The following is a 20,545-nucleotide window of genomic DNA, read 5'->3' as shown; positions in this document are numbered from 1 at the left end:
GATCGAGGACACGCGTCACCAGCAACAACCGGCCGTGCGGTGTCAGACGGGCATTACGGTGGGCCACCGAGACCTCCGGGCGTGGGGCGTGAGCGTCGACAACTCACACCTCGCCCGGAGGTCTCCCCGCGTTCAAGCCACCACGCCGTCAACAACGATCGTGGGCACTACACCTAGAAGCAGCGAGTCAGGGGAGCACGCCGATAGGTCGTTCGCTGCAACCCCGACCAGCCAGGCTCAGCGCTCCGGCGACGGCGTCCCGGGCGGCGGGTCGCCGATGGGGCCGGGGGTGAAGGTCCCCGAGATCGTCCGCTCGCCGCGGGTCACGACCGGCGCGGCGGCGTTCGGGGTGTACGGGTCGAGGCGCTCGACGATGCCCCAGTCGCGCTGGGGCTGGCCCTCGAGATAGGTCGGCAGCTCGGTGCGCCGTTCGAGGATCTCGATCCACCCCAGCGGCCCGCCGGCGTTGGACGACGACCAGTTGACGCCACCCGGGCGCAGCTGGCTCGCGTCGGCGATGAGGCGGTAGCGGGCGACCTCGGCGATCCCGTCGCGCACCTCGAACGGCCGCAGGCACGGGCTCGCGAACTGCACGGGCCACTCCAGGTAGCCCGGGTTCTCCGGCCCGAGGATCTGGGTCAGCGGCACGAGCTGGGGGCCGCGCATCGGCGCGATCGCGAGCCAGCCGTCGGGACCCAGCGCCCGGTCCTGCGCGATCAGCCGCACCTCATCGGCCTGGGCGCCGGGGCCGCCGGCGAGGTTGAGCCGGATCTCGCGCCACCCCGGCTCGCCGAAGCGGCCGTCGTCGACCGGCTGCTGGCCGAGGACCCGCACGCGCCCGTCGGGCAGGCGGTCGGCGAACTGGATCGTCAGGAAGTTGCCGCCGTTGAGGCGCCCGGCGACGGACAGGACGAGCGGCGTGGTGCCCGCGCGGATCTCGTCGTCGAGCGAGTACCAGTCGGTGCGCAGGACGCCGGTGCCCGTGCCGGCCGCGTCGTAGGAGCCGATCGCCTGGTCGGCGAGCCCGTTGCGCAGCGAGTACTCGTAGCCCGAGACCCCGGTGCCGCCGCCGACCGGCGGGGTCGCGCCGGCGGCGGTGAACCCGCTGTTGCCGGGCTGGGGGTCGACGAGCTGCGCCTCCGGAGCGGACGCCGGCACGGTGTTCGCGGGCAGCGGCGCCGGGGTCGGCCGGCCGGGTGTGACCGCCCCGGGGGTGGTGGACGTCGTCGGCGGCGTCGTGGTCGTCGTCCCGCCGCCGTCGGTGCCGCCCGCGCCCTCGCCGGCCGACGATCCCGAACCGGCTCCGTCGGCGGGCGCGGGCGTCGGGGTCGGCGTGGCCGGGGCGACGGTCGGCAGCACGCCGGAGGCGGCGGTGATCCCGGTCGGCGCGGGGGCGGTCGGCAGCACACCGGCGGCCGTCGAGCCCTCGACGCGGACCCGGTCGGCGAGGCCGCAGCCGTCGCCGAAGGGGTGCTCGAGTACGTCACCGCCGAGCGAGAAGCTGCCGGCCTGCGCCTCGATCCCGTCGGTCATCGAGACCATCTCGAACACGAGGAGCCCGGCGCACACCAGCGCGATCGGCGCCGAGCCGATCCGCAGGGCCCGGGCGCGCCGCTCGACGCTCGACCCGCCGCGGGTCGCCCGCAGCTTGTCGATCGCGTCCTTGGGCGGGGCGAGCACCGCACCGACGGCGGCCGAGGCGGCCGAGGGCTTGGCGTCCTCGTCCTCCGGCGGCCGCGACACGGGCGGGCGGGGCACCCCACGGACATGCTCGATCCCGGCGGCCGCCAGCAGGATCACCGACACCGCGAGGCACAGCGAGTAGACCGGCCAGGGCTCGACGAGGCCGTAGCCGAACGGCCAGCCGTCCCAGAAGGGCGGGCCGCCGTTGAACGGCACGCCCCAGTTGTTCGTGTAGAACCAGGTGTTCGGGCCGGTGAACGCCAGCGCCAGGATCGCGAACAGCGCGGCCAGGAAGAGCAGGCGGTTGCGGCGCGAGCGCAGGACGTCCGACGACGTCGCCAGCGCCGTCAGCGCGGCGATGCCGGCGCCGAGAGCGGCGAAGGCGCCGAAGTGGTGGGTCCACTTCGTCGGGGTCAGCGCGAGCACGGCGAACGCGATCACCGACGAGCCGATGAGCCGCTGCGACGGGCCGAGCGCGGCGCCGGCGATCTTGTCGCGGCGCAGCAGCACCACCATGCAGACGACGATCCCGAGGATCAGCAGCAGCACCGGGAACCGGCGCGCGAGCGAACCGTCGGCCGCCGTCCCGAACAGCGACTGGTAGCGCACGACCTCCTGGAACCACGTCCAGTTCGGCCCGAGCAGCGTGCGCAGGCGCGTCGCCTCCCAGACCGCGGCCCACGTCTGGTCGGAGAAGATCGGGACGAGCACGAGCAGCCCGGCCGCCGAGATCGGTGCCAGCACCGGCAGCCAGCCGCCGAAGCGCACTCGCTCGATCACCAGGCGCCAGAGCGGGCGTGCCGCGGCGAGGAACGGCGCGACGGCGATGAGTCCCGTCGGCGTGGCCGCCACCGCGAACGCCGCGGCGAGCAGCCCCAGGGCCACCGGCGCCAGGCGGCGGGTCGCGACGCCGCGCTCGACGGCGCAGAAGGCGAGCAGGGCGGCGATCACCACGACCGGCTCGGGGCGCAGCCCGTTGTTGTAGGGCAGCCAGAAGGCGAGGAACACGCCCGCGGCCGCCCAGGCCGCCGCCTTCGACCGCCGGACCTGCTGGCCCAGGCGCGGCAGCATCTCGCGGCTGATGAGGATCCAGGAGGCGATCCCCATGATCAGCGACGGCAGCCGCATCCACAGGATCGAGTCGCCGAGGCGGATCCACAGCGCGTAGAGCTCGTAGAACCAGCCGAACGGTGCCTCGGGGACGTTGAACCAGCGGTAGTAGTTGCCGATGTAGCCCGCCGACTCCCGCGCGCGGGCGATGCCCAGGATGTAACCGTCGTCGGAGGTCTGGCTGCCGATCACCGCCCACACCGCGAGCACGACGGTGACGACGGCGTCGCGGGTGGTGGGCCACCACCAGCGCTTGGGCGCCAGGCGCGGCGCGCGACGTCCCGCGCGCACGTCGAGGGCGTGCAGGGCCCAGACGCCGCCGCCCGCGGCCAGCACCGCCAGGAGCCCGGCGAGGATCTTCAGCGTCGTGGGGCTGGTCTCGAAGCGGGTGTCCGGGGTGATCGACACCGCGACGCCGGCGACGTCGTCACGGTCCTGGTCGAGGTCGGAGTAGATGCCGACGACCTGGGGACGGGCGTCGAACGGCAGCCGGATCTCCTGCCCGATACCGAGGTCGACGAGCGTGGAGCCGGCGTCCGAGACGATCCGCACCGTGCAGTCGCCGGGCGGGACCGCCGCGGTGGCCATCTGCTGCCCGCGGTCGTTCAGGACGAGCTGGCCGTTCTCGACGGTCAGGCGCATGCCCACCGACGGCCCGTCCGGCGAGAGCGGCGGGTAGGTCGAGAGGACGTTCGCCGCGGGCCCGGTCCGGCCGTCGAGGTCCTGGATCGCCCGGCAGGGGACGGTGACGCTCATCGTCTCGGGCCGGTAGGCCACCAGCGGGGCGTCGACCGGACGGGTGCCGGTGGTCGCGCTCGGCCACGAGATCGTGGCGGTCTCCTGCACGACGGGCAGGAACGGGAAGAGCAGCGCCAGCACCGTGCCGAACAGGCCGAGACCGACCGCCGTGAACCGCAACCATCGCGGGCCCCGGGTCGGACGATCCCCGTTCGGGGTCTCGGAGTCGCCGCTGCCCGGGCGCGCCGGGCTGACGGCCTGTTCCGAGGTCAGCACGCGGCGAGGTTAGTCCGGGCGCCGGTGGGCACCGTGAGGTGGACCATGGTGTGGCTCATCGATCGGGTGACCTCAGGGGCGGGAGGGACGTCAGCGACGCAGGAAGCGCTCGCGACGTCCGAGACGGACCAGTGACAGCCACTCGCGCAGCCCGGCGGGGTCCCGGCGGGAGACCAGGAAGTACCAGGCGAAGCGCAGGTGCTCGATCGCCCCGAACCGCCGGAGACCCGGCTGGGCGAGCAGATAGCCACGGTTGCGGTACGTGTAGTAACGCTTCGTGGCGTCGCCCGGGTCCTGGGCGTGCAGGCGTCCGCCGAGCATCGGCTTGAACTCGGCGGAGCCGTCGGGGTGCACGTAGGCGGTGGTGAGGCAGATCCCGTAGGGCAGCCCGGAGCGGGCCAGCCGGCGGTGGACCTCGACCTCGTCCCCGCGGACGAACAGGCGCAGGTCGGGCACCCCGATGACGTCGAGGGTGCTCGCGCGGAACAGCGCCCCGTTGAACAGGTGCGCGATACCGGGCAGCAGCTCGTCGTCCCCGTAGGCGGCGAGCTCGCTACGGCGCCGCATCCAGTGCAGGCCCTGGCGCAGCGGGAACGCCAGGCGGTCCGGGTCGTCGATGTCGGCGATCACCGGGGAGACCTCGGCCAGCCCGCGCCGGCGGGCGACGTCGAGCAGGGTCGCCAGCACGTGCTCGTCGACGGGCCTGCCGTCGTCGTCGGCCAGCCAGAGCCAGTCGGTGCCCCGCGCCAGCGCGGTGAGCATCCCGAGCGCGTACCCGCCGGCGCCCCCGAGGTTGTGGTGCGACGGCAGGTAGGTGACGGGCAGGCCGCAGTTCTCGACGACCTCGCGGGTCGCCTCGTCGGGACCGTTGTCGACGACGATCAGGTGGTCGGGCGGGCGGGTCTGCTTGGCGACCACCGCGAGCCCGTCGACGAGCAGGTCGGCCCGGTGCCGGGTGACGACGACGGCCGTCACGGTCTCCCCGTCGATCTGACCCTCGGGACTCATCCGCCGGTCACGCTCGCCCGCTCGAGGCGCTCGATCGTCTCCTGGCTGAGGTTCTCGAACACGTCGCGGCCCTTGTAGTGGCTCACGACGTCGCGCAGCGAGCCCTGCTCGCGGATGACCCCGCCGTCCATCCAGATCGCGGTGTCGCAGAGCTCGACGAGGAACTCGTCGGAGTGCGAGGCGAAGACGAGCATCCCGGAGCGTCCGACGAGGTCGCGCAGGCGGTCGCGGGCCTTCTCGAGGAACGCCGCGTCGACCGCGCCGATGCCCTCGTCGAGGATGAGGATCTCCGGGTCGATCGAGGTGACGACGCCGAGCGCGAGCCGCACCCGCATGCCGGTCGAGTAGGTGCGCAGCGGCATGTTCAGGTAGTCGCCGAGCTCGGTGAACTCGGCGATCTCGTCGACCCGGCGCTCCATCTCGCGGCGGGTCATCCCGAGGAACAGGCCGCGGATGAGGATGTTCTCGTAGCCGGAGATCTCGGGGTCCATGCCCACCGCGAGGTCGAACACCGGCGCGACGCGACCGCGGATGCTCGCGCGTCCGCGGGTCGGCTCGTAGATGCCGGCGAGCAGGCGCAGCAGCGTCGACTTGCCGGCGCCGTTGTGCCCCACGAGCCCGACGCGGGCGCCTTCGCCGAGCGTCAGGTCGATGTCGCGCAGGGCCTCCACCACGGGGACCTTCTGATCGCTGATCCGCCCGCCGGCGCGGCCGAGGACGGACTTCTTGAGCGACCTGTTCTTGGCGTCGAAGATCGGGAACTCGACGCTGGCCCCTCGGACCTCGATGCTGACCATGGCGCTCACACCCAGTACGCGACGCGGGAGCGGTAGTTGCGCAGCGCGATCAGCGCGAGCGACCACCCGATGACGGTGATCCCGCCGGCCACCGCCCAGTGCGTCCAGCTCTGCACCTGGCCCACGAGCGGGGCCCGGAAGATCTCGATGAAGTGGTAGAAGGGGTTCAGCTTCGCCAGGAACTCGATGATCGCCTTCGGGCTGCCGGGCGCGCCGCCGGTCAGCAGGTCGGTCGTCCAGATGATCGGCGTCATGGTGAAGAACAGCTGCATGAAGCTGCCGACCACCGGCGGGATGTCCCGGAACCGCGCGGAGATGATCCCGAACAGCAGGGTCACCCACAGGCCGTTCACGACGATCAGCACGAAGGCCGGGATCGCCATCAGCGCCCACCAGCTCAGGCCGGGGTGAACGATGGCGGCCGGGTTGTTGTTGACCATGGTGTACGGCTGGTCGAGCTGCCGGAAGAAGATCGCCAGCACGATGACGTAGACGACGACGTTGTGCGCGAAGAAGAGGATCTGGCGCCAGACCGTCCTGAAGACGTAGATCATCAGCGGCGCCGGGAGGAAGCGGATGAGGCCCTCGTTGGCGATGAAGGTCTCGGTGCCCTCCAGCACGCAGGCGCTGATGAAGTACCAGATCATGAAGCCGACGGTCACGTACGGCATGAACGTGCCGATCGGCTGGCCGAACAGCTGCGAGTACAGCCCGCCCAGCGCCGCGGCGGTGACCGCCATGCTGATGGTGATCCACAACGGCCCGATCACCGAGCGGCGGTAGCGCTGCTTGATGTCCTGCCAGCCGAGGTGACCCCAGAGCTCGCGCTGGTCCACGGCCTTGCGGATGTCCCCGAACGCACGCCCCCAGCTGCGCGGGGACGGAGCGTGCTCGAGGGGCGCCGGGTCGTCGGCGTCCTGGCGCGCGAGTGCGGGGACGGCCACGACCGGTGAGCGTACCTGCGCCGGGGGTGCGGCTCCGCGTCCCGGCAGGGGCGTGCCGACCTCCCGGCTCAGAGGTACTGGCCCGTGGTGCCCACGCCCGCCGCCGCGCCCGACGACCCGGCCGGCAGGCCCTTGCGCATCTGCTCGAGCTGCACCCGGGCGGCCATCTGCTGGGCGACCAGCGCGGTCTGGATCCCGTGGAACAGCCCCTCGAGCCAGCCGACGAGCTGGGCCTGGGCGACGCGGAGCTCACCGGCCGAGGGCGGCTCGTCGGCGGCGAACGGCTCGACGAGGCGGGCGAGCTCCTCGCGCAGCTCGGGCGAGAGCGCCGTCTCGAGCTCGCGCAGCGACGAGGCGTGGATCTCGCGCAGGCGCCCGCGGCTGGCGTCGTCGAGGTCGGTCCCGCGGACCTCCTCGAGCAGCTGCTTGATCATCATGCCGATGCGCATGACCTTCGCCGGCTCCTCGACGGCCCCCGACAGGTCCTCGCTGTTCTCGGCGTCCTGGGCGGAGTCCTCCACGACCTCGCCGTCGCCGTCCTCGCCGCCGGGCATCCGCACGGTGCCGACCGGCTGGCCGTCGGGTCCGACGACCATGACCTGGTCGCCCGCACTGGGTCCGGAGGGTGCCTCGCTCATGCTCCCCATCCTCCACCCGTCGGCGCGCAGCGCCCGTCCGGCGCCCCTGACCGTCTCCTGAGCCGACCACCGTCGCCGCCCGCAACACTGCTCCGTACCCTCCGAAAGCATGACGTTCGACGTCGCCAGGGTCCGCGGGCTGGTGCCCGCGCTCGGTGACGGATGGGCGCACCTCGACGGCCCGACGGGCATGCAGGTCCCCGAACAGGTGGCGACGGCGGTGTCGTCGGCCCTGCGCGCCCCCGTCTCACGTCCCGGTGGGGTGTTCCCGGCGTCCCTGCGCGGCGGCGCCATCGTGGAGGCCGCCCGGCGCGCGGTGGGCGACCTCGTGGGCGCCGACCCCAAGGGCGTCGTCCTCGGCCCCGGGCCCGCCCCGCTGCTCGAACGCCTCGCCGACGCCCTCGGGTCCGAGTGGAGCCTGGGCGACGAGGTGGTGGTCTCACGGCTCGACGACCTCGCGAACGTCGCCCCGTGGGAGCGCGCGGCGCAGCGCGCCGGCGGGCGGGTGCTCACCGCCGAGATCGACGTCGAGACCTGCGAGCTGCCGAGCTGGCAGTACGACGAGCTGCTGGGCGAGCGCACACGGGTCGTCGCCGTCACGGCCGCGTGCCCGGCGATCGGCACCCGCACCGAGGTCGCCGCCATCGCGCGCAAGGTGCACGCCCTGCCCGCGCGGAGCACGGGGGTCGAGCCGCTGCTGGTGGTCGACGCCACCGCCGCGGCGCCCTACCTGCCGCTCGACCTCGACACGATGGGCGCCGACGTCATGGTGCTCTCGGCCGCCGCGTGGGGCGGGCCGCCGGTGGGCGCGCTGGTGTTCCGCACGCCCGACCTGCTCGACCGCCTGCCCGCCGCGTCCCTCGACGCCTCGGCCCGCGGCCCCGAGCGCCTCGAGGTCGGCGACGCCCCCTGGGCGCTGCTCGCCGGCCTCGTCGCGTCGATCGACTACCTCGCCGAGCTCGACGACAATGCCGACGGCACGCGCCGCGACAAGGTGCTCACCTCGATGAGCTCGGTCCGCAGCCACCAGGACGACCTCACCGCGTACCTCGTCTCCGAGCTGCGCTTCCTGCCCGGCGTGATGGTCATCGGCGAGCCCCCGCGCCGGATCCCCGTCGTCGCGTTCACCGTCGCCGGGCGCACCGCGCGCGAGGTCGCCGAGCGGGTCGCCGAGCACGGGGTCTGCGTCGTCACCGACACCGGCGACTCCGGAGCGCTCGAGGTCCTCGGCGGCGCCGAGGTCGGCGGCGTCGTGCGCGTCGGGCTCGCGCACTACAGCACCCGCGCCGAGATCGACACGCTCGTGAGCGCGCTCGCGCGGCTCTGACGCTCGGGCCCGCGCGGCTCGGCTGCGGTGTCGGAGCGAGGGTCACCCTCGCTGCGTGGGACGCAGCTGAGGCGTCCCTCGCTGCTCGGGGGCCGGCCGGCGGAGTCGGAGCGAGGGTCACCCTCGCTGCGTGGGAGGCAGCTGAGGCGTCCCTCGCTCCCACCCGTCAGCCGCCCAGCACCCCGTCCTCGTCGCGCACGACCAGGATCAGCTTGCCGACGACCCCGCCCTCGTCGAGCGCGGCGTGCGCCCGCGAGGCCTCGGCGACCGGCAGGTACTCGTGCACCACGGGGCGCACCGCCCCCTGCTCCACGAGCGGCCACAGGCTCTCGCGCACCGCGGAGACGATCGCGCCCTTGCCGTCGGGGCCCTCGACGGCGCGGCCGCGGAGGTTGGTGGCGCCGACGCTGAGTCGCTTGGTGAGCAGCGTCGCGAGGTTGATCTCCGTCATCGGCCCGCCCATCAGCCCGATGATCACGAGGCGGCCGCCGGTGGCGAGCGAGGCCAGGTTCGCCTTGAGGCCCGAGGCGCCCATGTTGTCGAGGATGACGTCGACACCGCGGTCGTCGGTGGCGCTGGCGACCTCGGTGGGCAGGTCGTCGTGGTAGTCGATCGCGAGGTCGGCGCCCAGGTCGAGGCAGGTCTGCAGCCGCTCGGGCGAGCCCGCGGTGGCGAGGACGTGCGCGCCGAGCGCCTTGCCGACCTGGATGGCGTGGGTGCCGATGCCCCCGGTCCCGCCGTGCACGAGCAGCGTCTCGCCCTCGCCCAGGTGGCCGGTCATGGCGAGGTTCGACCACACCGTGCAGGCGACCTCGGGCAGCCCGCCGGCCTGGGTCAGCGAGACCCCGCGCGGGACGGGCAGCAGCTGGGGCACGGGGACGACGACCTTCTCGGCGTAGCCGCCACCCGCGAGCAGCGCGCACACCTCGTCGCCCACCGCCCACCCCTCGACGTCGGGACCGAGCGCGGCGATGCGTCCCGAGCACTCCAGGCCCGGGACCTCCGACGCTCCGGGCGGCGGCGGGTACATCCCCTGGCGCTGCATCACGTCGGCGCGGTTCACCGCGGTCGCGACGACGTCGACGACGACCTCGTTCGGCCCGGGCTCGGGATCGGGGTGCTCGGTCCACTCGAGGACCTCGGGGCCGCCGGGCTCACGGATGCTGATCGCGTACACGACACGCGACGCTAGCGGGCCTCGCCCGCAGTATCCTGGGCGGATGGCGGAGCAGGAACCGCGCTGGCTCGACCCCGTCGAGTGGCACGCGTGGCGCAACTACATCGCGGGGCAGGCGCTGCTCGCGGGGCGCCTCAACCGCGAGCTGTCGGACGCCCACGGCATCTCGCTGGCCGACTACGAGATCCTGGTCCGGCTCTCCGAGCAGCAGGACCACCGGATGCGGATGAGCCTGCTCGCCGACGAGGTCGTGGCGTCGAAGTCCCGCCTGTCCCACCAGGTGTCCCGCCTCGAGGCCGACGACCTCGTGCGCCGCGAGCTCTGCCCCTCCGACGGCCGGGGCGTGTTCGCCGTCCTCACCGCCCACGGCTACGACGTCCTCCAGCGCGCCGCGCCCGATCACCTGGAGGGCGTGCGGGCCCACTTCGTCGACCTGCTCGACGACCACGAGCGCCGCGTCGTCGGTGACGTCTTCGAGCGCGTGGTGACCAAGCTGCGCGCCGACAGCTGATCGCCCTACCCTGACCCGCGGAAGCGTGGCAGAGCGGCCGATTGCATCCGCCTTGAAAGCGGACGTCCCTCACCGGACCGGGGGTTCGAATCCCCCCGCTTCCGCCAGCGGCTCGTGAGCCGCGGAGGTCCTCAGCGCACTCCGACGGCGACGAGCTCGCGCGCCGCGGCGAGCAGGCCGTCCTGGTACTCCGGGTCCGCTGCGCGCGCCGACCGGTCGCCGAAGCCCCGGTGGTACGCCACGACGCCGCCGGAGGGCCCGGTCGGGTTGAGGACGAGGCTCGCGAGCGTCGCGCCCGACCGCTCGGACGTGACGGCGAACGGCACGAAGGCCGTGACCCCGCGCCCGACGGTCCGGAAGATCTGCTGCTGCCAGGCGGGACGATCGCGGGCGAGGCCCGTGTCGGTCATGAGGCCCGGGTCGTAGCAGGTCCAGAAGGTGTCCGGGTACGCCCGCGCGTACGCGCCGGTGAGCGCGGTGGTGTGCAGCTTCGAGGTGCTGTAGCGCTGCGGGCCGCTCTCGGCCGCCGCCTCGCCCCGGGCCAGCGCGCCGAGATCCAGGTCCTCCACGGGATCGGGGATGAACGGGATCTCGCCCGGCAGGTGGGTGCCCGAGCCGAGGAGGACGACCTCGCCCGGCGGGTTCGGGCCGGCCATCAGGGCATCGAGCAGGACGACGTGGCCCAGGACGTTGATCGCCAGCGTCTCCTCGACGCCGTCCGCGGTGAACGTCGGCGCGCCGGCGAACTGGACGCCGGCGTTGGCGACCACCGCGTCGAGCGCGGGCAGCTCCGCGGCCACCTCGCGGACGTGGGACGGGCGGGCGAGATCGAGGACGACCGGCGTGCCGCCGATCTCCCCGGCGACCCGGGTGACGGCCGCGGGGTCGCGCCCGCTGACGACGACGTCGGCGCCGCGGCGGGCGAGGGTGCGAGCGGTGGCCAGGCCCAGACCGCGGGTGGCTCCGGTGACGAGAACGCGCATGCCGTCAACGTAGTGGCACGGCGTGTCAATTGGCAACGTGTGCCATATGGCGTCGCGTGCCATACTCGCTCCTGTGAGCAGGCCCGACGCCCCGACGCTGCGCGAGGTCAAGCGGCGGCGCACGCGGGAGGCCATCGTGGCCGCGGCGACGAACCTGTTCGACGAGTACGGGTACGACGCGGTGACGGTCGCGGCGGTGGCCGAGGCGGCCGAGGTCGGTCAGCGCACGCTCTACCGGCACTTCGCCGACAAGGAGGACTTCCTCTTCGCCGAGGACGACGCCCTCCACGACGCGATGACGCGGGCGGCGGCGTCCGCGCCCCCCGGGTGCACCCCGCTCGCCGTCATCTCCTGCGCGGCCCGCGCGGCCGCCGATCTGCTCGAGCCCGACCGCGAGATGCTGGTCCGGCGCGCGCGGGTGATCGCGCGGACGCCCGCGCTCCGGGCCCGCGAGGGCCTGAAGCACGACGCGCTCCAGCGGCTCGTCGTCGCCGAGCTGGAGAGTCGCGGCTACTCGCGGGAGCGTGCGCGGCTCATCGCCGGCATCGGGATCGCCTGCGTCGGCGAGGCCCTCACCCGCTGGCTCGAGGACCTGGACGTCGGCACCCTCACCGAGGCCCTCGACGCCGTGGAGGCCGAGGTCTGCTCGCTCAACCCGGCTTGACTTATATAAGCGACGACTCAAGGATGAAGAACGTGGACATCCGCCGCGAGATCGACGCGACCCACCGCCGGCTCGGCACCCGCGAGCGGGAGACCGGCACCGCACGCCTCGTCACCCTCTCCCGCACGTACCCGACCGACGTCGAGGACCTCTGGGCGGCGTGCACCGACCCCGCCCGGCTCGGGAGGTGGTTCCTGCCGGTCCACGGCGATCTGCACGTCGGCGGGCGCTACCAGCTCGAGGGCCAGGCCGGCGGGACGATCACCGCCTGCGAGGCCCCGCACGCGCTCGACGCGACGTGGGAGTACGGCGGCGACGTCAGCTGGATCGAGCTCCGGCTGAGCCCCGACGGCGACGGCGCCCGGCTCGACCTCACGCACGTCTTCCACCCCGACGACGAGCACTGGCCCCGCTACGGCCCCGCGGCCACCGGGATCGGGTGGGACCTGGGACTGGTCGGCCTGGCCTGGCACCTCGGCGACGGCGGCACCCCGCACGGCGAGTCCGAGGAGTGGGCCGCCTCGCCCGAGGGCGTCGCGTTCCTGACGGCCGTCGGCGCGGCCTGGGTGCCGGTGACCGTCGATGCCGGCCTCGACCCCGACGACGCGAAGGCCCGCGCCGACCGCACGGTCGCCTTCTTCACCGGGGCCGAATAGCTCCGCCGATCTCCTCGGCCAGGGCGACGATGATGCCGCTCGGTCCGCGCAGGTAGCAGAGCAGGAACACGTCCTCGTACGGCGCGATCTCGCCGACGAGCTCGCCCCCGTGGGCCTTCAGCCGCGTCACGGTGTCGTGGATGTCGTCGACGGCGAACATCAGTCGACGCAGGCCCTGGGTGTTCGCCGGGGCGCCCGGCTCGGCGGTCGTCGCCGCGGGCCGGTGGAACTGCGTGAGCTCCAGCCGGCCGTGCCCGTCGGGGGTCGCCACGAAGGCGATCTCCACGTGGACGTCGTCGAGCCCGACCACCCGGTTCACCCACGGGCCCTCGACCGACTCCGCGCCGCCCACCCGCTCCATGCCCAGCTCGACGAAGAAGGCGACGGCGGCCTCGAGGTCGTCGACGACGACGCCGACGTGGTCCATCCGTGTGATCGACATGCTGCTCCCCGCGGGTCCTGCGGCCCGTCGGGGCCGCTCGTACCCCGGGGACGGAGCCGACCGTCGGTTCTCGACAGCCCGGACTCAGCCGGCCAGCGAGATCGCCAGTCGGGCGAACCCCTCGTCGAGGTCGACCTGCGGCGCGTAGCCCAGGTCGCGACGGGCGGCGGAGATGTCGAACCAGTGCTCGGTGGCGAGCTGACGGGCGAGGAAGCGGGTCATCGGCGGCTCGCCGGGATCGGCGATCCAGCCCCGCGCCGAGGCGAGGCCGAGGCCCCGCCACACCGTCTCCACCGCCGCGCCGGCGGCCACCGCCACAGGGCGCGGCACCGTGACGCGGACCGGCCCCATCCCGCCGGCGGCGAGGATCCCGTCGACCAGCTCGCGAACGGGGCGCGGGTCGCCGGAGGTCACGAAGTAGGGCCGCCCCGCACAGGCGGCGCCGGGAGCCGCGAGCGCGTCGGCCGCGTCGAGGTGGGCGCGCGCCGCGTCGTCGATGTAGGTCGTGTCGATCACCGCGGACCCGTCCCCGACCAGCGCCAGGCGTCCCGCCCGCGCCCGGTCGAGGATGCGCGGCACGAGCTGGGTGTCGCCCGGACCCCAGACGAGGTGCGGTCGCAGGGCCGTCGTGGCCAGGGCGGGGCCGTTCGCGGCGAGGACGAGACGCTCGGCTTCGGCCTTCGTGCGGGGGTACGCCGAGTCGAAGTGCGTGGCGTACGGGAGGCCCTCGTGGCCGCCGGCGATGTCCCCGCCGGTGTGCACGACGCTCGGCGTGCTGGTGAAGACGAACCGCCCGACGCCCGCCTCGCGGCAGGCGGCGAGCAGCACGCGGGTGCCCTCGACGTTGCTGCGGTGGAAGTCCGCGTCGGTGCCCCAGATGCCGGCCTTCGCGGCGACGTGGAACACGACGTCCTGACCGGTGACGGCCTCGCGTGCGGCCCCGAGGTCCGCGAGGTCGCCGCGCAGCACCCGGACACCCCGGTCGGCGAGCGCGGGGTAGGCGCCGCGCGCGAGGCTCGTGACCTCGTCGCCGCGGGCGAGCAGGGCGTCGACGACCGCGCCGCCGAGGAACCCGCCCCCGCCGGTGACCAGCGCCTTCACGACAGCTCCTCGGCAGCCCAGCGCCCGAGCGCCTCTCGGTCGATCTTGGAGTTGTGCCGCGGATCGACGGGCAGTGCGCGGTGGGGCAGGACGGTGCGCACGGCGCGGGTCCGCGCGTCGGAGGCGGCGACGGCGAGCAGGCGCTCCCGCACGTCGTCGGTCAGGCGGGCGCCGTCGGCCAGCTCGACGACGAACACGGGCTCGCGGACGGGCCCCGAGCCGACGCCGACCAGCGCACTGCGGCGGACGGCGGGGTCGTGGTTGAGGACCTCCTCGCACGGCACGCTGTAGAGCGGGCCGTCGGCGGTCGGCACCACGTGCGTGACCCGCCCGGCGAACCACAACCGCCCCGCCTCGTCGATCGACGCGAGGTCGCCCATCCGGTGCGCGAGCCTGCCGTCCCAGTCGAGCTTCGCGGCCGCGGTCGCCTCCGGGCGCTCGGCGTAGGCGCGGCTCACGACGGGTCCGCGGACGACGACCTCGCCGACCTCGCCGTCGGGCACCCGCATGTCCGGCGTCAGCGCGGCGACCGGCCCGTCGGTGACGCGCATGAGCGCGACGTCGACGCCGGGCACCGGGCGGCCGACGCAGATCCCGTCGTCGGGCAGGTCGAGCAGCTCGTCGCTGCCGATCGTCGCGACGGGCAGGGCCTCGGTCGCTCCGTACGGCGTGTGCACCTGAGCGCCCGGCGCCAGCAGGGCCAGCACGCGGCGCTGGACGTCGCGCGGCACCGGTGCGCCCGCCGAGATCACGGTGCGCAGCGTCGGCAGCAGCGTGCCGTCCGGGGCGCCGCGCCCGAGGCGGTCGAGGACGGCCGGCGACCCGAACATGACCGTGGCGCCGGTGCGTTCCACCGCGCGGACGAGACGGCCGGGGACGACGCGCGCCGGGCGGGTCGGGTCCATGCGCGGCACGACGGTCGTCATCCCGAGCGCGGGCCCGAACAGGGCGAAGGGCGGGAACGTCGCGAGGCTGACGTCGCCGGGCCCGAGGCCGTAGAGCCCGCCGACGAGCCCGGCTTGGGCGAGCAGGCCCTCGTCGCGGTGCTCGACGCCCTTGGGTGCTCCGGTGCTGCCGCTGGTGAACAGGATCGCGGCCGGGTCGGCCGCGGGGCGCTCGGCGACGAGCGGCATCCGCGGGCCCCGGGCTCCGGTCCGCTCGAGGCGTCGCAGCGCGATCGTCCCCGGGATCGGCGCCGCGCCGGTGCAGATCGCGATCCGGGCGTCCGGGCACCACCCGAGCGCCCGCCGCGCGAGGTGGCCGCGCGGGACGGCGATGAACGCCTCGGGCGCCGCCTCGTTGAGGCAGCTGCGCACACGCCGCAGCCCGATGCCCGGGTCGACGACGACGGGCACCGCGCGCACCCGCATCAGCGCGTAGGCGAGCACGAAGAAGTCGGCGGTCGGGGGCACGAGCAGCGCGGTGCGCGTGCCCGGGCCGATCCCGGTGGCGCGCAGACCGGCGGCGACGTCGTCGACCCGGCGCGCGAGCTCGGCGAACGTCACCCGCTGGGTGGCGCGCTCGCCGAGCCGGGACTCGAGCACCCCGAGGCCCGGCCGGGGCAGGACGAGCGCCGCGGCGTCCGGGCGGGACCGCGCGTGCTCGTCGAGCAGCGCGTCGAGGGTGGCGGCGTCGACGACCGTCATGCCGGCCCCGCCGCAGGCACCGCCAGGAAGGCGCCGACCCGTTCGACGATCGGGCCGGGGACGTCCTCGAGGACGTAGTGGCCGGCGTCGGGGTAGCGGTGCACCTCGGCGTGGGGGAGGCGCTGCTCGAGGCGGGCGAGGATGTCGCCGTCGAACACCGGGTCCTTCATCCCCCAGTGCACCTGCACGGGCAGGGTGTCGAGCACGGCGAGGCGCTCGTCGAGCCGTTCGAGCACCGGGTGTGCCGGGTCGTCGGGGCCGAGCGGGATGTCCTGCACGAAGGCGTGGACGGCGACGCGGTCCTCCGGGCGGGCGTAGGGCGCGAGCAGCCCGCGGCGCGCCTCGCGCGGCAGCCACTTCTGTCCCGTGCCCATCACGAGGGCGCCGAGCGAGAACGCGTTGAGGCGCCGCACGAGCACGTCGCTCACCACCGGCAGGCGGGCGGCGCGCAGCATCCACGGCAGACCGTGGTCGTCGGGCAGCGGGAACGCGCCGGTGTTGAGGACGACGATCCGGTCGACGGCGCCGGGGTGGTCGGCCGCCCAGGACAGCCCGATCGGCCCGCCCCAGTCGTGCACCACCAGCGAGATCGGGCGGCTCAGCCCGAGGGCGTCGACGAACGCCGTGAGGTCCTCGACGCGGCGGGCGAGCGTGTGCGGGTAGTCGTCGAGCGCCGGCTTGTCCGAGCGGCCCATCCCGATGTGGTCGGGCGCGATCACCCGGCGCCCGAGGCCGGGGAGGCTGCGCAGCAGCGAGCGGTAGTAGAACGACCAGGTCGGGTTGCCGTGCACGAGCAGCACCGGCGGCGCGTCCGGGTCGCCCTCGTCGACGTAGGACATCACGTGCCCGTTGACCTCGACGGTCTTCGGGGCGAAGGGGTAGCCGTCGAGCTCGACGGTGGCGGCGGCGGTCACCAGGCCACCTCCGCCGCGGCGGCGTTGATGCCGCTGCCGACGCCCATGAGCATGACCCGCGAACCCTCGGTGACGGTGCCGTCCTCGACGGCCTTGCTCAGCACCGTCGGGACCCCGGCGGGGCCGATGTTGCCGAAGCGGGGGAAGAGCGACGGGAAGCGCTCGATCGGCAGACCCATCTGGTCGGCCACCGCGCGGGTGTGGACCTTGCTGACCTGGTGCAGGCAGTACGTGTCGTAGCCCTCGGCGTCCCAGTCGAACGCCGCGACGGCCTCCTTCCACGTGCGCCCCCCGAGCTCCATGCCGGCCATCAGGAGGCCCTTGGTGTCGGTGCGCATCTCGTCGGCCTGCCCGATGCAGAGCCCGGAGTTGCCGGCCGTGGACGCGCGACCGAGCCCGCCGAGGTAGCGGTGCCCGCCCGGTCCGTCGGCGCGCGAGAGCACCATCCCCACGGCCCCCGAGCCGACGGTCAGCGTGGCGAACTGCTCGTGGAACATCGCCCGCGACGCGTCCGGGCCGGAGAGCCGCGCGACCGTCGAGTCCATCGCGAATCGGCTGGTCTCGCCGGCGACGACGAGGCCGTGGTCGATCTCGCCGGCCTCGATCATCGTCGACACCACGTTCATGCCGTCGAGGAATCCGAGGCACGCGTTGCCGAGATCGAAGTTCACGGCCTCGGGCGACAGTTCCATGCGGCCGTGGACGATGCTCGCCGTCGAGGGCTCGAGGTGGTCGCGGCTCACCGAGGTGTTGATCAGCGCGCCGATGTCCTCGCGAGCGACCCCGCTGCGGGCGAGGGCCTCCTCGCCGGCCTGCGCGGCGACCTCGCTGGGCATCGTCCCCTCGTCCCAGACGCGGCGCTCGCGGATGCCCGCGAGCTTCTCCAGCAGGCCGTTGCTGATCTTGAGGCGCCCGAACGCCTCCGCGAGCCGCTCCTCGAGGTCGGCGGAGGTGACGACGTGGGGGGCATCCACGTGCGCCAGGCCCCGGATGGCGACATGGGTGTACCTCTTGGTCGCTCGCATGTCGCCAGAATGCGTGAGATCGGGATTCTCCGTCGGATTGCGCGCGGTTTCCTGAATGCGCTACTTTCGGTCACACGAACCCGGGTAACAGGAACGCGCTGTCCGGTGCTGAGCCGAACGGATCAGTTCGGCGTCGCGACTGTCCGAGGAACGCGGCGATATCCGGAATCGGCGCAAAATACACGCTTCCTGCGATTCTCGGTGGGGCGCGACGTGCGACATTCGCCGCAGTCGCCGAGCGGTCGGTTGTGCCCTACCGGTGCGTTCACCCGTCGTCGCGGCGCTCGCGGAGGTCCTCGAGGATCGCGTCCTCGCGCTCCTTCGGGGGCCGGGCACGGTCCTCGTCCGGCCGCTCGGGGAGGGGCGCGAGGCTCCGCCGGAGCTCGGGCTCCATGGCGTCCTCGACGGCGTCCGCCAGCCGGTCGGGTGGATCGTCGTCGCGCTCCTGTGCGGACATGGGTGGCCCTCCCGGCGCCGGCAGCAGCAGGGGTGCCCGGTCGTCCCCGCGACGAAGCGGGGCCCACGACCTAGCCTTCGGTGCCCCTGCCGCCCCCTGCCGCTGTCCTACCGCTGCCTTCGGAGCGTCCCGTGCCCACCGTCGTCCACGTCTCGCCGCACCCCGACGACGAGAGCCTCGGCGCGCCGTGCACCCTGCTCTCCCTCCGGGACCTCGGCTGGCACGTCGTCAACGTCGCAGCGGGCCTCGGCCGTCCCGCGGACCACGAGCGGCGGCGCGCCGAGCTCGCGGCCGCGCTGCGCGTCGCCGGGTTCACCCATGAGGAGTCGCCGTCGCTGCCGGGGCTCTCCCGCGGCGACGACCACGCCCGTACCCGCCGGATCCTGACCCGCGAGCTGGCCGGGATCGTCGAGCGCCACGACGCCGAGCTCGTGATCGGCCCGCACCCCCGTGACGGCCACCACGGCCACGAGACCGTCGCGCGGGCGATCCGCCGGCTGGTGTGGACCTCGAGGCGCCCGCTGACCTGGTGGATGTGGCCGCTCTGGATCGATCTCCCGCGTCCCACGCTGATGGTCCCGTGCGGCGAGGACCACCTGCGCACCAGCGCCCGGATGCTCGATCAGCACGCGGGCGAGAACGACCGCAACGACTACCGGACCCTGCAGACGTCGATCCGCGCCGCCAACGCCGTCCGGGGCGTCGAGACGGTCTTCGGGTTCGGCAGCGCCCGGGACGACGCGGCGCCGGTGACCTCCGCCGAGCTGCTCACGGAGGTCACCGCGCACCGGCACCACTGGTTCGTCGGCCGGCCGCGGATGTTCGACCGGCCCGGGGAGTGGGCGCCGCTCGACGACCTGTCGATCCTGAGCTCCGCCCGGCTGCGACCGCTCTACCGCCCGTGGCTGCTCGACGCCCGTCTGCGACCTCGCGGCCGGTGAGGGCGCGTCAGCCCGACGGCGCCACCACCACGTCGCCGGGTCCGATCCGGTCGGGCACCGGGCGCTCGCCCCCCGCGTAGACCTCCGCGACCAGCTGGGCGAGGCGTCGGCCCGCCCTCGAGTAGAACCGCGTCTGCGTCCAGCGGCCGAAGACACCGAAGCCGAGGGCGATCACCGGGTTCCGGATGCGGGCGCGGCTGGAGACGCCGGTGATGACGAACTCCACGCGCCCGGTGTCGAGGTTCTTGACCACCTCGTAGAGCAGCCGTCCGCGCTCGAGGTGGTGCTCGAGCGTCCGGTAGCTCCAGCCCCACGAGCGTTCGCGGGTGCCGTCCGCGCGGTCGCGGACCTCGTCGACCTCGACGTCGACGCGCACGCCCATCGGGAAGCGCAGGACGACGAACCGGCCCTCCAGCAGCATGTCCCGCCCGACGAGTGGCGCGTCGGCGTGGAAGTACGCGTGCATGATCTTCGGGTCGGCGAACTCGTAGTCGTGCACGAGGCGGCACGCGATCTCGAACGGCCCGCCCGGCACGGGCTCGCCGGGCTCCTCGTCGCCGAGGAGGTGGCGTTCCCGATCGTGGTGCCAGCCGCGACCGTCGGTGTCCGCCGGGTCGTAGTTGATGTCGTAGGCCGCGATGTCCCGCAGGCCTCGGGCGGGGTCGGGGTGGGGACCGAGCCTCACGGGCCGGTCCTCACGGGGTGGTCCTCACAGGTGGTCCTCACGGGGCGGGTCCTCACGACGGCGCATGCTGTCAGCGCCCGACGGCTACCCGCTCGGGGTGCCCCGACGCCTCCTGAGTCATCGCCCGCCGATCGGACGCCTCCGGCGCGCCTGGGGGGCGGTGGCCATGGCCGTCCGCCACCTGCGGACCCTGCCGATCACCGAGCGGCACCGGGCCGAGGGTGATGCCACCGATCTGCCCGCACCGTGGCCGCTCGCCCTGGTCGATCGCCGGACGAAGACCGTCGCCGACGGGCACGGACCGCTGTACCACCGCACGTTCACGGTCCGCGCCGTCGACGCGACGCACGGCGCCGCCGAGCTGATCGAGACGCTGTCGCAGGACCTCGACCGCGCGGTCCCGCCGCACGTCGTCACGTTCGCCCGCGAGCGCGGGGAGCCCGGCACGATGCGCGTCGGCGACGAGTACCGGGTGTACATGCCGGCGCCGTGGGACGGTCCGGTGCGGGTGCTCTCCCGCAACGCCTCCGGGTTCCGCCTCGGAACGCTCGACGGGCACCTCGAGGCCGGCGTCATCGAGTTCCGCGCGTCCGACGACGGGGCGGGCGTCGTCGAGTTCACGATCGAGGCCTGGGCGCGGGCCGGGGACCGCGGGGCCGAGATCGTCTACCGGCGCCTCGCGATCGGTCGCGAGATCCAGGCCGGGCTCTGGCTGCAGTTCTGCCTCGGTGCCGTGCGTCTCACCGAAGGGCGCCGCGACGGGCCGGTGTGCGACGTCACGCGCCGCGTCCCCGCCTCCGAGCTGCGGGACTGACGAACCTC

Annotated in this window: 20 protein-coding genes and 1 tRNA gene; 7 read left to right on the top strand and 14 right to left on the bottom strand. The window is 74.1% G+C overall.

The features are described 5' to 3' along the window. Window positions 1–237 precede the first annotated feature (237 nt). The 5 genes from PH191_RS25295 to PH191_RS25275 all read right to left on the bottom strand — a co-directional run bounded on the left by PH191_RS25295 (window position 238) and on the right by PH191_RS25275 (window position 7,203). The gene (locus tag PH191_RS25295; protein ID WP_274197384.1) at window positions 238–3,807 is read right to left on the bottom strand and encodes an arabinosyltransferase domain-containing protein; all 3,570 of its coding nucleotides are present in this window, start codon (window positions 3,805–3,807) and stop codon (window positions 238–240) included. Window positions 3,808–3,897: 90 nt separating this feature from the next. Then, window positions 3,898–4,815 (bottom strand): galactofuranosyltransferase GlfT1, encoded by a 918-nt coding sequence (gene glfT1 / locus PH191_RS25290; RefSeq protein ID WP_274197383.1) that lies wholly within the window; start codon window positions 4,813–4,815, stop codon window positions 3,898–3,900. Next, a complete protein-coding gene (gene wzt / locus PH191_RS25285; protein ID WP_274197398.1) occupies window positions 4,812–5,612 on the bottom strand; it encodes a galactan export ABC transporter ATP-binding subunit Wzt/RfbE in 801 nt (266 codons plus the stop codon). Before wzt ends, glfT1 begins: the two co-directional genes overlap by 4 nt. Window positions 5,613–5,617: 5 nt before the next feature. Next, entirely contained in the window at window positions 5,618–6,556 is a 939-nt protein-coding gene (wzm, locus tag PH191_RS25280) for a galactan export ABC transporter permease subunit Wzm/RfbD (protein ID WP_274197382.1), read from the bottom strand. Window positions 6,557–6,624: 68 nt separating this feature from the next. Continuing rightward, window positions 6,625–7,203, bottom strand: coding sequence for a bacterial proteasome activator family protein (locus tag PH191_RS25275; protein WP_274197381.1), 579 nt, complete (start codon window positions 7,201–7,203; stop codon window positions 6,625–6,627). Window positions 7,204–7,303: 100 nt separating this feature from the next. On the opposite strand from PH191_RS25275, the gene PH191_RS25270 reads away from it, so the two are divergent. Then, entirely contained in the window at window positions 7,304–8,521 is a 1,218-nt protein-coding gene (locus tag PH191_RS25270) for a cysteine desulfurase-like protein (RefSeq protein WP_274197380.1), read from the top strand. A 166-nt stretch (window positions 8,522–8,687) separates the two neighbouring features. On the opposite strand, the gene PH191_RS25265 is transcribed toward PH191_RS25270, so the two are convergent. After that, window positions 8,688–9,698, bottom strand: a complete 1,011-nt coding sequence (locus tag PH191_RS25265; protein WP_274197379.1) for an NAD(P)H-quinone oxidoreductase — start codon at window positions 9,696–9,698, stop codon at window positions 8,688–8,690. A 43-nt stretch (window positions 9,699–9,741) separates the two neighbouring features. Here PH191_RS25265 and PH191_RS25260 point away from each other — a divergent pair, with 43 nt between their 5' ends. Next, window positions 9,742–10,209, top strand: a complete 468-nt coding sequence (locus PH191_RS25260) for a MarR family winged helix-turn-helix transcriptional regulator (protein WP_274197378.1) — start codon at window positions 9,742–9,744, stop codon at window positions 10,207–10,209. Between the two features lie 19 nt (window positions 10,210–10,228). Further along, window positions 10,229–10,316 (top strand) — tRNA-Ser (locus PH191_RS25255). A 24-nt stretch (window positions 10,317–10,340) separates the two neighbouring features. Here PH191_RS25255 and PH191_RS25250 read toward each other — a convergent pair. After that, a complete protein-coding gene (locus PH191_RS25250; protein WP_274197377.1) occupies window positions 10,341–11,192 on the bottom strand; it encodes an SDR family NAD(P)-dependent oxidoreductase in 852 nt (283 codons plus the stop codon). Window positions 11,193–11,265: 73 nt separating this feature from the next. Here PH191_RS25250 and PH191_RS25245 point away from each other — a divergent pair, with 73 nt between their 5' ends. Together PH191_RS25245 and PH191_RS25240 are read left to right on the top strand one after the other, a co-directional pair. Further along, complete coding sequence (locus tag PH191_RS25245; protein WP_274197376.1) at window positions 11,266–11,856, top strand: TetR/AcrR family transcriptional regulator; 591 nt, start codon at window positions 11,266–11,268, stop codon at window positions 11,854–11,856. A 23-nt stretch (window positions 11,857–11,879) separates the two neighbouring features. Next, on the top strand, window positions 11,880–12,512 hold the full coding sequence (locus tag PH191_RS25240; RefSeq protein WP_274197375.1) for an SRPBCC family protein: 633 nt from the start codon (window positions 11,880–11,882) through the stop codon (window positions 12,510–12,512). Here PH191_RS25240 and PH191_RS25235 read toward each other — a convergent pair. The 6 genes from PH191_RS25235 to PH191_RS25210 all read right to left on the bottom strand — a co-directional run bounded on the left by PH191_RS25235 (window position 12,496) and on the right by PH191_RS25210 (window position 18,097). After that, window positions 12,496–12,954 carry a VOC family protein gene (locus PH191_RS25235; RefSeq protein WP_274197374.1) on the bottom strand — a complete coding sequence of 153 codons (459 nt, stop codon included), beginning with the start codon at window positions 12,952–12,954 and terminating at the stop codon, window positions 12,496–12,498. The two genes, PH191_RS25240 and PH191_RS25235, sit on opposite strands and share 17 nt — an antisense overlap. Before the next feature lie 84 nt (window positions 12,955–13,038). Next, the gene (locus PH191_RS25230) at window positions 13,039–14,055 is read right to left on the bottom strand and encodes an NAD-dependent epimerase/dehydratase family protein (protein WP_274197373.1); all 1,017 of its coding nucleotides are present in this window, start codon (window positions 14,053–14,055) and stop codon (window positions 13,039–13,041) included. Next, window positions 14,052–15,701 carry a fatty acid CoA ligase family protein gene (locus tag PH191_RS25225; RefSeq protein ID WP_274197372.1) on the bottom strand — a complete coding sequence of 550 codons (1,650 nt, stop codon included), beginning with the start codon at window positions 15,699–15,701 and terminating at the stop codon, window positions 14,052–14,054. Before PH191_RS25225 ends, PH191_RS25230 begins: the two co-directional genes overlap by 4 nt. Further along, complete coding sequence (locus PH191_RS25220; RefSeq protein ID WP_274197371.1) at window positions 15,698–16,615, bottom strand: alpha/beta fold hydrolase; 918 nt, start codon at window positions 16,613–16,615, stop codon at window positions 15,698–15,700. The genes PH191_RS25225 and PH191_RS25220 overlap by 4 nt, the downstream gene beginning before the upstream one ends. Continuing rightward, the gene (locus PH191_RS25215) at window positions 16,612–17,589 is read right to left on the bottom strand and encodes a 3-oxoacyl-ACP synthase III (protein ID WP_274197370.1); all 978 of its coding nucleotides are present in this window, start codon (window positions 17,587–17,589) and stop codon (window positions 16,612–16,614) included. The genes PH191_RS25220 and PH191_RS25215 overlap by 4 nt, the downstream gene beginning before the upstream one ends. Before the next feature lie 316 nt (window positions 17,590–17,905). Next, window positions 17,906–18,097 carry a hypothetical protein gene (locus tag PH191_RS25210; RefSeq protein ID WP_274197369.1) on the bottom strand — a complete coding sequence of 64 codons (192 nt, stop codon included), beginning with the start codon at window positions 18,095–18,097 and terminating at the stop codon, window positions 17,906–17,908. Between the two features lie 131 nt (window positions 18,098–18,228). On the opposite strand from PH191_RS25210, the gene PH191_RS25205 reads away from it, so the two are divergent. Next, window positions 18,229–19,038, top strand: a complete 810-nt coding sequence (locus PH191_RS25205; protein WP_274197368.1) for a PIG-L deacetylase family protein — start codon at window positions 18,229–18,231, stop codon at window positions 19,036–19,038. 7 nt (window positions 19,039–19,045) lie between these two features. Here PH191_RS25205 and PH191_RS25200 read toward each other — a convergent pair whose 3' ends face one another. Continuing rightward, on the bottom strand, window positions 19,046–19,723 hold the full coding sequence (locus PH191_RS25200; protein WP_274197367.1) for a DUF1990 family protein: 678 nt from the start codon (window positions 19,721–19,723) through the stop codon (window positions 19,046–19,048). 64 nt (window positions 19,724–19,787) lie between these two features. Between PH191_RS25200 and PH191_RS25195 the strand changes: the two genes are divergently transcribed. Then, window positions 19,788–20,537 carry a DUF1990 family protein gene (locus PH191_RS25195; RefSeq protein WP_274197366.1) on the top strand — a complete coding sequence of 250 codons (750 nt, stop codon included), beginning with the start codon at window positions 19,788–19,790 and terminating at the stop codon, window positions 20,535–20,537. Window positions 20,538–20,545 lie beyond the last annotated feature (8 nt).

Origin of the sequence: Actinomycetospora callitridis (assembly GCF_028737265.1) — a bacterium.
Taxonomy (GTDB): domain Bacteria; phylum Actinomycetota; class Actinomycetes; order Mycobacteriales; family Pseudonocardiaceae; genus Actinomycetospora; species Actinomycetospora callitridis.
The sequence above is the reverse complement of the archived record's forward strand: the minus strand, read 5'-3'. Positions and strand labels throughout refer to the sequence as shown.

Bases quoted from the DNA above. Each gene is read 5' to 3' on its own strand.
- PH191_RS25250 (WP_274197377.1), bottom strand. From the start codon at position 11,192: ATGCGCGTTCTCGTCACCGGAGCCACCCGCGGTCTGGGCCTGGCCACC.
- glfT1 (WP_274197383.1), bottom strand. From the start codon at position 4,815: ATGAGTCCCGAGGGTCAGATCGACGGGGAGACCGTGACGGCCGTCGTC.
- PH191_RS25235 (WP_274197374.1), bottom strand. From the start codon at position 12,954: ATGTCGATCACACGGATGGACCACGTCGGCGTCGTCGTCGACGACCTC.
- PH191_RS25210 (WP_274197369.1), bottom strand. From the start codon at position 18,097: ATGTCCGCACAGGAGCGCGACGACGATCCACCCGACCGGCTGGCGGAC.
- PH191_RS25240 (WP_274197375.1), top strand. From the start codon at position 11,880: ATGAAGAACGTGGACATCCGCCGCGAGATCGACGCGACCCACCGCCGG.
- wzt (WP_274197398.1), bottom strand. From the start codon at position 5,612: ATGGTCAGCATCGAGGTCCGAGGGGCCAGCGTCGAGTTCCCGATCTTC.
- PH191_RS25225 (WP_274197372.1), bottom strand. From the start codon at position 15,701: ATGACGGTCGTCGACGCCGCCACCCTCGACGCGCTGCTCGACGAGCAC.
- PH191_RS25275 (WP_274197381.1), bottom strand. From the start codon at position 7,203: ATGGGGAGCATGAGCGAGGCACCCTCCGGACCCAGTGCGGGCGACCAG.
- PH191_RS25270 (WP_274197380.1), top strand. From the start codon at position 7,304: ATGACGTTCGACGTCGCCAGGGTCCGCGGGCTGGTGCCCGCGCTCGGT.
- PH191_RS25195 (WP_274197366.1), top strand. From the start codon at position 19,788: ATGCTGTCAGCGCCCGACGGCTACCCGCTCGGGGTGCCCCGACGCCTC.
- PH191_RS25260 (WP_274197378.1), top strand. From the start codon at position 9,742: ATGGCGGAGCAGGAACCGCGCTGGCTCGACCCCGTCGAGTGGCACGCG.